Source organism: Desulfomicrobium orale DSM 12838 (genome assembly GCF_001553625.1).
In the GTDB taxonomy this organism is placed as follows: Bacteria; Desulfobacterota; Desulfovibrionia; order Desulfovibrionales; family Desulfomicrobiaceae; genus Desulfomicrobium; species Desulfomicrobium orale.
Genome location: NZ_CP014230.1, coordinates 1,636,342 through 1,649,483, shown reverse-complemented (window position 1 = coordinate 1,649,483; position 13,142 = coordinate 1,636,342). Strand labels below are relative to the sequence as shown.

Here is a 13,142-nt window from a genome sequence, read left to right as displayed (position 1 = left end):
AATGGTTGACAACATGAAAACTGAAACCGCCTCCTACACTTTCTGGCCGCAGGCCGGGCAGAACCTGTATTCTTCCCGGGTGACCGGAGTCTGGCAGGTCGGACATTTCCGGGGCGCGGGCATGAGCTGGACCAGCAGTTCCCCTTCCTTGACCGGAACCATCTTCCTGTCTTCCTGATAGTCCGCGAACTTGAGCACCCGCTCGACCATGCCCTCCACCGGAGACACGACGGACTTTTCCTGCTTCATGATGGAAATATTGAAGAGCTCCTCGCCCTTTCGGACCATATCCCCGGGCTTGACATGCATGACCCACAGATCGCCGCCGGAAGGCGACCCCACCTGATAGGGATTTCCCGGATCGGCCATTTCCGTTCCGGCGTCATCCCGGCCCAGGGCCTCGGCCACCTTGACCTGGATGGAAAAGGACTCCGAATCGAGCGTATAGGAGACAAGGCTCATGCCATGATCGTCCGGACGGGACACATGCTTGACAGAGAGCACATGATGCCGGCCCTGGCTGTCCTTGAACATGATCTCGTCGCCGCTCTTCAGCCCCTCGAACCAGACGTGCAGCGGCAGGCGGTTGCAGTCCCCGTATCTGCCCACGAAGCGGATGGTATTCAGGGCATCGCCTGGCTGACTCAGATACATGAGCAGTTCCTCTTCCGTGGGAGCCCGGCCGATATGTTCCTCCAGATCCGCCAGCTCCTTGTCCACATCGACGTCCTGCAGCAGCGCGAGAGGCGATTCCTCCGTCCGCCGGGCAATGGCGTCCTCATAATCCGGGCCGAAGGCCGACTCGTACACCCAGTCCGGCGGAAAACCCAAGGGCAGGCGGCCAAACCTGCCCAGCAGCAGATCGCGGAACGCGTCGTTGGCGTCCTGATAGATTTTGAGCCGCTCGGTCCTGACAGTGGCGCTGAGCGCTTCTTCGGGCTTCGATATGACCTGTTCCAGCACGGCCAGAAGCCTGCGCACGCCCCTGCGGCCGCCCCGCTTGTACGCCCCGGTGATGGCCAGAAAAGCCGTGTTCCAGGTGATCTGGGAGCCCGGCGTGACGTCGTGGTAACGCACGATCTTGCGGATGCCCGCCAGAAACTTGAGCATGTAGGGCAGAAGATGGATGTATCCCTGTTTCAGGGCTCCTTCCTGGGAGGATGAAGTGGCCCCGCCGGGCATGCCGTGCTCGATGGCGTCGTAGTCGATGCCCTGGAAATACGGAGCTGTGTAGCGGTCGTAATAGGGCATGATCTGCTTCAGAACGAAGCCCGCGCTGCGGATCATTTCCTTGTTGAGACTGGTTTTAAGGCCCAGTTCCTCGATGTACGCCGCCGTGGACAGCACCTCGCCCTGGCCGTACCAGCGCACGGACGCGCCGATGGCCGTGTCGAGGATATGCGCTCCGGCCTTGGCCGCGGCGGCCACGGCGGGCACGAAAAGGCCGTCGGTGTAATGGCGGTGGTAATGCAGAACCAGGTCGGGATGGGTCTTGCGGATGGCCGAAACCAGCTCCGCCATGAAAACCGGCGGGCAGACTCCGGCCATGTCCTTCAGACCGAGGATGAATTTTTTCTCCGCTTCCTTTGCGGAACAGCCCAGAATCCGGGCATTCATGTCCACGATCTCCTGCACCACGCCCAGATAGTGCTCCACCGTGAATCCGTCTGCCCAGGACAGGGAGATGGCCGGCTCCCAGATGTTTTTGCGGGAATTCAGAGCCACTTCGGCGAAGGGGCGCATGTTTTCGATGTGATTCAGGAAATCAAAGCAGCGGATGACGTCGTAATGCTCGCAGATCATTTCTCCCGTGCGGCGCATGACGTTCCCCGGCACGGGCCTGTAGCCCAGCACGTTGGTGGAGCGGATAAGCAGCTGCTTCAACGTCTTGGGCGCGAATTCGTTCCATTCCCGCGCCTCGGAAAAGGGGTAGGTCATATTGGCCAGCATGGCCACGTGGAAGTGCGCGCCGCCGCCGTTTTCCAGAGAGAAGAAGCCGCAGTTGTCCAGATAGGGACCGATGATCCGGTCCTCGGCCAGTCGGAAGCGGTTGCCGGAGTTGGACTGCGTGATGTCGCGGGTGGTGGTGTCGGAGAAATGCACGGTTCCCGAATCACGGACAAAGTCCAAGATGGCGTCCCGGTCGCCGCGCGGATAGGGGTAGTCGTAATATTCCGGCTCGATGGAAGGCAGCGACGGCCTGAAAGGGTCCATGCGCTTGCCTTCCCTGGTCCGGTATTCCCCGAGTTTGATATAGGGATTGTACCCGTGGGCGGAAATCTCGGCCACCAGCCGGGACAGGCGCACGGCCTCGGACTCCTTGTCCATGTATACCAGCAGCTCGGGCGTGTTGGCCACGAACTTGGTGTCGTAGTCGCCCGAGCGAAAACGCGGATGCCGGATGATCTGGCGATGGAAGGGAATGGTGGTCTTGATGCCGCCGACAATATATTCGCCAAGGGCCCGGTCCATGATCCCGAGCACCTTGTCCCACTGCGTGCCGTAAGCGATGAGCAGGGAAGCCGCCGAATCGTACTGGGGCGGAAATTCATAGCCGCCGCACACACAGGAGTCCACGCGCACGCCCGGACCGCCCGGGGACATGTACCTGGTGATGCGGCCCGCGTTGGGCGCGAACCCGTGCTGCGGGTCCTCGCAGTTGATGCGCACCTGCAGAGCATGCCGCTGGGGGCCGCAATTTTCCTCGCACAGACGCAGCTTCGCTCCGAAGGCCACGGCGATCTGCTCTTCCACCAAGTCGATCCCGTAGCGGCATTCGGTGATGCCGTGCTCCACCTGCAATCTGGTGTTGACCTCGATCAGATACGGCCGGCCCTGGCCATCCACCAGAAACTCCACCGTGCACAGGGAATAGTAGTTCACGGCGCTGACCAGCTGCCGGGCGTAGTCCTTCAGGCGCTCGCGCAGCTCTTCCGTCATGCCCGGCCACGGCGAAGGCGTTATCTCCACCAGTTTCTGGTGGTTGCGCTGCACCGTGCAGTCCCGCTCGTCAAAGGCGAAGACATTGCCGTACTTGTCCGTGATGACCTGGATTTCGATGTGCCGGACCGAAGTCAGCAGGCGTTCCACATAGAGACGCGGATTACCGAAGGAAGCCTGGGCCAGGGTGGAAGCCTTCACAAAGGCGTCGGCCAGCTGGTTCTCGCTGAATACCTCGTAGATGCCGCGGCCGCCCCCGCCGCCTTCGGCCTTGAGCATGACCGGCAGGCCGATTTCCCGGGCCACCTTTCTGGCCTCTTCCAAGGAAACCGCTCCTTCGGAGCCCGGCACCACGGGGATACCCAGCTTCTGGGCCAGGGCCCGGACCTGCACCTTGTTGCCCAGAAGGCGCATGGCCTCGGATGTCGGCCCGATGAAGAGCATGCCCGCTTCGGCACATTTGGACGGAAAGCTGTCGTCCTCGGAGGCGAAGCCCCAGCCGGGATGGATGGCCGCCACGCCCCGGGACTTGGCCATGGAGATGATCTTGTCGATATCCAGATAAGCCCGCGGGTTTTCCCCGAGGTGGAGCAGCTCCTGAGCGCCGGAGGTGAAAGGAGCGGTCTTGTCCACGTCCGTGGCCGTGATCAGGGGGATAGCCTGAAAAACCTCCTTGATGGAACGGACGATGCGCCTGGCGGGAATGCCCCGATTGGCCACAAGAATTTTCCTGCCCCGGATTTCCCGGGCCACTTCCTCGAAACTGCGGGGAACAAGCGACATGTGTCTCTCCTGAACGTTACGAGGCTCGCTCGAATCTCCCGGCCGTACCGTTCGGAAAAATCCAGCATCCCGCATCCTCCTGGTCACGCGTCGGTTCTGAATTTTTCCGTCCCGGCCAGTATAATCTTCTAAGCAGCCTCCGAAAAAAGATGTTTTCAGCAGCCCGCCGCACCCGGTCACTCCTCCGGTCCGAGGGAGCCGGAGTGCAGCACCCGCTCGCCCTCGTCCGTGCGCAGGACAATTCCTCCGTCCGGACACAGCCCCATGTACAGCCCGCGCACCAGCGACCGGTGGTCCCCGACATGGACCGCCGTGCCGAGGTAAGCCAGCATGGGCTCGATCGAGCGGGAAAATTCCGCGGGAGTCGATTCTGAAAGTGCGGCACGGTAACGAAGTTGAGCGGAGTTCACAAGCCGCAACCAACGCCGGAAAAGCGGTTCTCCGGGCCAGAGATCCGTCAGTGCCCCGGCCGGGCAGGCCCGGTCTTTCCGCAGGTCCCGCTCTTCCGGATGCGAAACCAGATTCAGCCCCACCCCGGCCAGCAGAATGTCTTCCCGCTCTTCCAGAAGGATGCCGCCCACCTTGCGGCCCGCCACCAGAATATCGTTGGGCCATTTGACCTGCGCCTCCACTCCCCCTTCCCGCAGGGCCGTGCACAAAACCCAGCCCGCGAGCACGGACAAAAGCCCTCCCCATGCCGGAGGCGGTACGGGCAGACGCCAGGCCGTGAAAAGGTTGCCCGGCTCGGAAATCCAGGACCGCCGCAACTGCCCGCGTCCGGCCCATTGCGAGGACGCCAGTACGGAATCCCAGACCATAAGGCGTCCGCTTTGGGCCAGATGCATGGCCACGTCCAGCACCGACGAACATGGGCCGCACAGGTGGAGATTATGCGTGGAGAGAGCATCACCAAGACCGCCCTCCGCACCCAGCAGAACGGACGCTCCGGGGCATTCCGGCGAAAACTCTTCCGTCACACCGGAAATGGCGGGAACCCAGAATAACGGCATGAGAAGCTCCAGAAGAGATGGAAATTGAGGCATGCGGATGCACGTGCATAACGGCGTCCGGCCATTCATTTCACGGCTTGGCGCCGCAGGGGACGCAATAAAACCCGCGCGGCCCTTTCGGCAACGTGCAATATGAGCCCGGGAGAATCCGCACGGATGCAGATTCCATCAGATGGAGACGGGAGAAGGCTACTTGCCCAGGCGCTGCTTTTTTTCCAGCAGCATCCGCTTCAGCGCGGATTTATCTCCCACAACACGAGGAGCGGCGCGCAAAATGGGGCGCGGGGGGGAGGAGACGAAACAGGAAACTCTGTGGCGGGATGTTCCACCGCGGGTTCCACGGGTTGCGGTGTGGGCGGCGTATCCACCGGAAGAGGCGGTTCCGGATGTGAGGGCAAAGGCGGGGCCGCAACAACGGACGGGCGTGGAGGCGGGGCGGGCGCGGCACTGGCCGGACGAGACGTCAGAGAAACAGACCGCTGAACGGGCGGGGCGGGCGGGACAGAAGCGGCCTTGATCGGCGCGGCGGAAGCGGCTCCGGACACGGGCTGATAGAATACGGAACGCAGATAACGCCTGGGCTCGTACATGGCGGTCACGCCTGTCAGGGATTCCGTGGATCCGATGATGAGCGCACCGTCCGGCTCCAGCGCTCCGGCAATCTTTTCAAAGACAGCCTTCTTGTCGGCCGGAGTGAAGTATATGGCCACATTGCGACAGAAAATCACGTCGAACTTGCCCAATCCGGCAAACGGCTTCATCAGATTGAACTTTTTGAACGTGGCCATGCCCCTGATCTCGTCGCGGATCTTCCATCCGTTTTCCAGTGGGACGAAATAACGGTGCAGAGTCTGCGGAGGCAGGCCGCGCTCGATCTCGAACTTGTTGTAATGGCCAAGGCTGGCCTTGGCCAGGGCATCGTCGGAAATATCCGTGCCCAGCAGGGAAATGTCGAAATTATCCAGATTCCCCAAAGTTTCCCGCAGGGCGATGGCGATGCTGTAAATTTCCTGGCCGGTGGAACAGGCCGCGCTCCAAATGCGGATGGGAACACGCCGTGCTCCTCTCTTTGAACGCGCATCCACCAGATCGGGGATGATTTTATGCTTGAACACCTCAAAGGGCGAGGCGTCACGGAAAAACAGGGTTTCGTTGGTGGTGATGGCGCTTATGATTTCCTTTTCCATGGCGCCGCTGCGGTCGGCCTTGGCTCTGGTGTAAAGATCCATGTACGACGCGCAGGCATACTGCTGCACCATGGGTTTGAGGCGCGTCTCCACCAGATAGGCCTTGCTCGCATCCAGGGCCACTCCGGAAATGGAGTAGATATACCGGGTCAGAGCCCGCAATTCGTCCGCCGTGATACTCATAGACGCTTCAGCCCACCTGATTCCATCAACAAAAACCGCCGCCTTGGATTCCGCATGGCTATTTCACCGTGCGGACAATCTCCTGGGCAATCCCGTCCAGAGGCGCCACCACGTCCACCACACCCGCTTCGAAGGCGGTTTTGGGCATGCCGTAAACCACGCAGGATTCCGCGTCCTGCCCCACCGTCACCGCGCCAAAGCCCTTCAGGGCCTTGAGCCCCAAGGTGCCGTCGCCGCCCATGCCGGTCATGATCACCCCGGTGGTCTGCGCCCCGTATTCCTTGGCCACGGAACGGAACAGGTAGTCCACGGATGGCCGGCAGTTGTTTTCAGGCGGATCGTCGGTGATCTGGATGATCTTGGTTCCCCCCGGTCCGGCGGCTACCCGCATCTGCCTGCCCCCCGGCGCAATATAGACCACGTCGGGACGCACCGTCTCATTGTCCGAAGCCTCACGCACCTCATACTGGCACTTGCTGTCCAGACTCTCCGCCAGAGACTTGGTGAAGAGCGGGGGCATGTGCTGCACCAGAAAAATGGGCACTCCGAGTTTGGGCAATCTGGGCAGCATGCGGGCCAGCGCGTTGGGACCACCCGTGGAAATGCCTATGGCCACGGCCCTGGATTTGCCCACACGCCGGGGCACACCCGGACCCGGAGCAGGCGGCGAAAGAGGAGGCGGAGTGGCTCCGCCCTGGCGCAGCTTCTGTTTCAGAAGGGTCTTAAGCTCCCGGCGTCTGGCAAAGGCGGTCACCCGTGGCGTCAGGGCGTTTTTCAGCGTCTGGACGTTTTCCTGGCGGGCATCGGCATCGGGCTTGGCAATGAAGTCGAAAGCGCCCAGCTCCAGGGCTTTCATGGTGATTTCGCTGCCGCGCTTGGTCAGGGTGGACAGCATGATCACACCCAGATCGGGATAGCTCTTCTCTATCTCCCGCAGCGTCTCCAGGCCGTCCATGACCGGCATTTCCACGTCCAGCGTGATGAGGTCCGGTTCCAGAGCCGCGATGCGGCTCAAGGCCACCTTGCCGTTGTTGGCCGTGCCCACAACTTCCACGCCGGGGATTTCCGCCAGGATATCCCCCACCACCTTGCGATACATGATGGTATCGTCCACAACCAGAACCCGCAGCTTCATGCGCCCATCCTTATTCTCGTACGCCGGATCCTTCCGGCCATCACACGTCCTCGGCCAGCACCTTTTCCACATCCAGGATCGCAACCAGCTCCCTGCCCGCCTTGCACACGCCCCGGAAATACGCGCCCTTCACGCCCTTGATATTGGACGGCGTGGGCTCCACTTCCTCCCATTTGGCCGTGACCACGTCGCTGATGCGATCCACCAGGAAACCAATATTTTCCTCGCGGGAATTGACGATAATAATCCGGCTCGTATCCGTGCGCTTTGACGGGGCAAGGCCCAGTTTGCGGCCAAGATCGATGATGGTCACGATGCGGCCGCGCAGGTTCATGATGCCCAGCACATGCTGCGCGGCCTGGGGCACTCTGGTCATAGCCATCTGCTTGTTCATTTCCTGAATCACGTTGATGTCGATGCCGCACAGGGCCGACCCCACGTAAAAGCAGGCCAGTTGAAACGATCCGCTACGCTCCTGAGCGTGCTGTGTCATGGAATCTCCTTTTCTTCCGGAATTCACGACTGAATCCGGGTAAATCCGTAACCCGCCGGATCACGCCTCCAGCCTGAACCGGGCAACCAGAGCCTTGAGGTTTTCGGCGGTCTTCGCCAAATCCTCGGCGCTCAGTTTCACCTGTTCGCTGGCCGTAAGGATCTCATTACCCTTTACGGAGACATCGGCCACATCAGAAGCAATCTCACGGGCAGTGGCGGAACTCCGGCTGACATTGGTATTGACCTCGGTCAAACCCAGAGAAGCCTGCCCCACGTTTCCGGCGATATCCCGGGTGGTCACACTCTGCTCTTCCACCGCGGCGGCAATGGTCGAAACAATGCCGTCCACTTCTGTCACGATGCCGGAAATCTGGCCGATCTCACCCACGGCCAGCTGCGTGGCCTGCTGGATATCCTGAATCTTGTTCTGAATTTCCTCTGTGGACCGGGCCGTCTGCTGGGCCAATTCTTTGATTTCGTTGGCCACCACGGCGAATCCGCGTCCGGCCTCTCCGGCGCGGGCGGCCTCGATGGTGGCATTCAAGGCCAGCAGATTGGTCTGCGAAGAAATGGCCGTGATGGCCTCGGTAACCTTGTTGATTTCATTGGCCGCCGTGCCCAGCTCGTGCACGCGTACGGAAGAACTCCTGGCCTGCTCCACGGCCTGTCTCGTAATTTCCCGGGCCTTGCTGGAATTGGCCGCAATCTCCCCGATGGTGGCGCTCATTTCCTCCGTGGCCGCAGCCACAGTGTTCACGTTGATGGACGCCTCCTCCATGGCCGCAGCCACCGAACTCTGGCTGGAGCTCATCTCTTCGGTAGCGGCGGCCACCTGGCCGGTACGCTCCGCCACGACGGTGATTCCCCCGGAGACCTGTGCCGAAATTTCGGCCAAAGCCTCCGAAGAAGCGGTCAGCTGGTCCACGCCCGCTCTGATTTCCGTGATCATACCCTTCAGGCTGACGGTCATGCCGTCCACGGCCTTGGCCACCATTCCGATTTCATCACGCTGAAAATCGGTAAGCCGCATATCCAGACGGCCTTCCGCCACCCGTGCGGCGGCATGGGCCAGCCTGTTCAGCGGGCGGATGACCACCTTGTCCTGCACATAGAAAACAATGACAGCCAAAATAAGAAGCGCGGAGGTCAGCCCGATCATGACCCAGAGGCTCATCCGTTTCATTTTCATGGCGCTGGCTAGCAGCTCGTCCACAGGCACACTGACGCCGAGACCGACCCCGTTTTCAGAGCGGGAATAAAACATCAGCCATTCCCTGCCATTCTCCATGACCTCAAAAATCTTGGATTCTCCAGCGGCAACGTCCATGACCGTCCCCAGTTCGGGCACATCCCTCACGGAGCTCAGAACGCGCTTCGGCTCCGCCGGATAGGCCAGAATATGTCCTTCTCTGTCCACGGAAAAAGACTTCGAGGAAGGGGTGGGAGTGATCTTCGACACAATATCGCCGAGATATTGCAGGCTGACATCCACCGTGGAGACGCCGATGATCTTCTGGTCGTCTCCGGTCATGATACCGATGAAAGAAAACATGGAGACATCGCTGACCGGATCCTTGTATGGTGCGGACCAGTAAATGTTCTTTTCCCGTTTGACGCTTCTGTCCCAGTTCTTCGGCAGACCGGTGAGATACCAGTCCTGATTCTGATAGTCGAATTCGGGCAGATTGTACTCCAGAGTCGTCTTGACCTTCCCATTTTCCCAATAGGAGAAAACACTGTAATATTTTCTGTCGGGTGAAAAAGCATATGGCTCAAACCATATTCCTCCTCCAGATATGAAAGGATGGCGTCCGACAAGCGTGACAAGGAAGTTCTGGACTTCTTCTTCCGAGACATTATATTTTTTATTTACACGCAGGAACTGCTCTCCGGAAGAAGCAAGATCCAGAGTTATCTTCTCACTGTACGAAAAATATGTATTCACCTTTTCCGCATTGCTTTCAATCTGATGAAGGATGTCGTTTTTCAATTCCCAGACATATTTCGAGTGCATCTCCTGCTGATTTAAGAACAGAATAAAAAGTCCGGCAACAGAAAAAATAACGACAGTAAGAAAGAATAAAACAATCTTTATCCTAATTGACATATCCAAGCTCCATTCCCTGAAAATGTTCAGCGGTACGTCATCAGGCTGCTCCACATGACACAGCCGATTCCGTACATTTTTGAATATTCAAAGAAGCGCACTCACATATCTCTTGCTGTGGCGTCTACGAAAACATGAAATTATGAAGCATATCGCTTCAGGCAGTCATAGATGGCCTGCAGCAGGCGCTCCTTGTCCAGCTTGACCAGATAATCGTCCACGCCGAGAGCCTTGCCCCGGGCCACGTCCTCCTCCCCGGCAAGGGAAGTCAGCGCCATGATGGGCATCATGGAAAAGCGTTCGTCAGCCCGGATGAGGCGGGTCAGTTCGAACCCGTCCATGTTCGGCATCTCGATGTCCGTGACCACCAGATCGTATTTCTCCGGGCCGGCCGTCAGCATGGACCAGGCAATGGCGCCATCCGCCGCCGTGTCCACCGTGTAGCCGTCATCCTCGATGAATTTTTTCACCTGGTTGCGGAAAAAATCCGAATCCTCCACCAGCAGCAGATGCGGTACGCCCACCTCTCCGGCGTCATCCGGGATCTCGATGCTGCCCCGCACGGCGAACCAGTCCGGCTGGACCGTCTGGATCAGTTCGTGGATGTCCACGATGAGAGTCGTATGCCCGCCGATGATGGCCGAGCCGCTGATGCCGGGTTGTTTCAGGGTGAAGGTGTCCACAGTCACCCTGGCCTCCACCGCGTCCACAGGAGCCTTGGCCAGAAGGCCGATCTCGTGTCCGGCCATGAGAAAAACGATGACCACAAGTTCGCCGCTCTGCTCCAGCATGCTCACGTTGGTAGCCTGATCCAAGGAGAAGACCGGCAGGGTTCCGCCCCGGTACTTGATCACGCGGCGGCCGCCCACTTCCTCGATTTCCGAGGCGTCGATGAGCTCCACCCGCGCCACCAGATCAAGCGGTACGGCGCAGTATTCCTGTGGTGCGTTGCGGAAGGTGAAAAGGGAAATCTTTTCCTGATCGTCCCTGGTTTCCTCTTCCTTGGCCTGCACCGTCCGCTCAAGGCTCAGGTTCAGCTCTCCGAGCCTTCCCAATCCGGCCACGTCCAGGATCAGGGCCACATGCCCGTCGCCCATGATGGTCGCTCCGGCGTAGCCCTGGCAGTCCTTGAAATGACGGCCCAGAGGCTTGACCACGATCTCCACGGAATCGTGCAGCTGGTCCACCACAAGTCCGTACCGGAATTGTCCGGCCGAAACCACCACAAGGTTGATGTCCCGCATCGGGCATTCCACCGCGCCTTCTTCCCGCTCCTCATGCTCCTTGCCAAGCATTCTGGGAATCGTTCTGGCGGCCTGGCAATCGTTCGTGCTCAGGTCCAGAATCGTGGACAGATAAAGCAGCGGAATGAGCTCACCGCGCAGAAGCAGCACTTCGGCGTCGCCGACCATCTCGATGCGCTCGCCGATCTGGGCTGCGGGTACGGACAGCAGCTCGTCCACATTGACCTGGGGGATGGCGAAGCGCTCCTCGCCTACCGACACGAGCAGGCTCGGGATGATGGCCAGGGTCAGGGGCAGCTTGATGCGTATGATGGTGCCCGTGCCCAGGCTGGTCTCGATATCCACCTGCCCGCCGAGCTGGTCCAGGTTGGACTTGACCACGTCCATGCCCACGCCGCGCCCGGACACGTCGGTCACTTTCTCGGCCGTGGACAGGCCCGGCAGAAAAATGAGCTGGGCCTTTTCCTTCTCGGACATGGATTTGGCCTGCTCCGGCGAGACCAGACCCTTTTCCATGGCCTTGTTCAGTATTTTTTCGGTATTCAGGCCGCGGCCGTCATCGGCGATCTCAATGTTGACCTGTCCGGCCGCATGATAGGCCTTGAGCGTGATGGTGCCCATGGCCGGCTTGCCCGCCGCGGCGCGCTCGGCCGGCGGTTCGATGCCATGGTCGGCGGAATTGCGCACCAGGTGAGTCAACGGGTCCCCAAGACCTTCGATGATGGTCTTGTCCAGTTCCACCTCGGTGCCTTCAAGCTGAAGGTCGATCTCCTTGCCCAGACTGCGGGCCAGATCGCGGACCACGCGCGGAAACTTGTTGAAGATGGTGCCCACGGTCTGCATGCGCGTGAGCATAATGGTTTCCTGAAGTTCGGAAGTGACCAAATCGATACGCTGCCCGGCGACCTCGATCTGGTGCGGCGCGTTCGAGGAAATGGCCTGCATGAGCTGATTACGGCTGAGAACAAGCTCGCCCGCCAGATTCATGAGGTCTTCGAGCAGACTGACATGCACGCGCAAAGATTCGGTCTGGGAGCCGGAACGCGTGGATTTGGCGCGGGCATCGTCCTCTGTCCGGGCGGGAGCCACGGGTCTGACGGCGGCAGGTTCCGGCGCGGGCGCAGTCACTTCCGCTGCAGGCGCGGGGGAGTCGTCCGGCATGAAGGCCGCAGGAGAAGCTACGGCGGCTGCCGGAACGATGGAAGGCGCGGGCGCGGACGGTGCGGCGGAAGGAGCCGGAATGGTCAGGACCGTCTCGGCGCGCAAATCCAGCAGCGCGGGCAGAATATCGTCCTCGATGATGGAAACGAAAAGCAGGTAAAAACTCTGGCCCGGAGACAGCGGCGCGGAAAGATCGACGCTCGCGGCCAGAATCGTGCCCGTGGAGTCGAGGGAATCGCGGATGCCGGCCAGGGTCTTGCCCTTGCCGCGCACATCACGTTCCTCGTCAAGTTCCAGCAGATAAACGGTCTTGCCGCCTTTGCGGGTCTGTTCCAGCTCCGTCTTGTCCACGGACAGCGCCACCTCCCCGGCCCGGTTTCTGATTTCCAGCATTTCGCCGGAAGCGGACGGCGCAGGCGGCGGCGAAGACGGCGAGGCGGGTTTTTGCTCAGGCGCGGCGGACGGACGCACAGTGGAGCCTTCGGCGGCCGCGGTCAGAGCCGCCAGGTGTTCGCCGATGTCCGCGTCGTTACTTTCGGCCACGTTCTGGATCATGTCCCTGAGCTTGTCGAAGGCCAGCAGCACCACGTTGACCACTTCCGGATCGGGGGTCAGTTCCCGGTTCCTGATCATGTCCAGAACGTTCTCGATCTTGTGCCCGAGATCCTTGATCCTGGTCAGACCCAGAAAACCCGCGCCGCCTTTGATGGAATGCGCGGCCCGGAAGACCTTGTTGACCAGTTCTTCGTCTATGTCCCGTCCGGCCTGCTCGATGGCCAGCAGGTCGTTCTCGATATCCCCGAGGTGCTCGGAGGCTTCCTCCACATACATCTGGAGGGTTTCGTCATCCATCATCATTGGGAACTCCCTTCTATGACCGGTGTTCCGTCAATGTTC

The 13,142-nt window shown here is 60.2% G+C and carries 7 protein-coding genes; all 7 read right to left on the bottom strand.

The window, feature by feature from the left end; translation table 11 throughout:
- Positions 1 to 33 precede the first annotated feature (33 nt).
- The 7 genes from AXF15_RS07575 to AXF15_RS07545 all read right to left on the bottom strand — a co-directional run bounded on the left by AXF15_RS07575 (position 34) and on the right by AXF15_RS07545 (position 13,103).
- Entirely contained in the window at positions 34 to 3,723 is a 3,690-nt protein-coding gene (locus AXF15_RS07575; RefSeq protein ID WP_066605539.1) for a pyruvate carboxylase, read from the bottom strand.
- Positions 3,724 to 3,899: 176 nt separating this feature from the next.
- Positions 3,900 to 4,733, bottom strand: coding sequence for a biotin--[acetyl-CoA-carboxylase] ligase (locus AXF15_RS07570; RefSeq protein WP_169793624.1), 834 nt, complete (start codon positions 4,731 to 4,733; stop codon positions 3,900 to 3,902).
- A gap of 230 nt (positions 4,734 to 4,963) precedes the next feature.
- A complete protein-coding gene (locus AXF15_RS07565) occupies positions 4,964 to 6,103 on the bottom strand; it encodes a CheR family methyltransferase (RefSeq protein WP_083517927.1) in 1,140 nt (379 codons plus the stop codon).
- Between the two features lie 58 nt (positions 6,104 to 6,161).
- A complete protein-coding gene (locus tag AXF15_RS07560; protein WP_066605534.1) occupies positions 6,162 to 7,238 on the bottom strand; it encodes a protein-glutamate methylesterase/protein-glutamine glutaminase in 1,077 nt (358 codons plus the stop codon).
- Positions 7,239 to 7,278: 40 nt separating this feature from the next.
- Positions 7,279 to 7,731, bottom strand: coding sequence for a chemotaxis protein CheW (locus AXF15_RS07555; RefSeq protein WP_066605532.1), 453 nt, complete (start codon positions 7,729 to 7,731; stop codon positions 7,279 to 7,281).
- Positions 7,732 to 7,791: 60 nt separating this feature from the next.
- Entirely contained in the window at positions 7,792 to 9,747 is a 1,956-nt protein-coding gene (locus AXF15_RS07550; protein ID WP_066605527.1) for a methyl-accepting chemotaxis protein, read from the bottom strand.
- A gap of 233 nt (positions 9,748 to 9,980) precedes the next feature.
- Positions 9,981 to 13,103: a hybrid sensor histidine kinase/response regulator gene (locus tag AXF15_RS07545; protein WP_066605524.1), complete on the bottom strand. Its 3,123-nt coding sequence runs from the start codon at positions 13,101 to 13,103 to the stop codon at positions 9,981 to 9,983.
- Between the last annotated feature and the right edge of the window lie 39 nt (positions 13,104 to 13,142).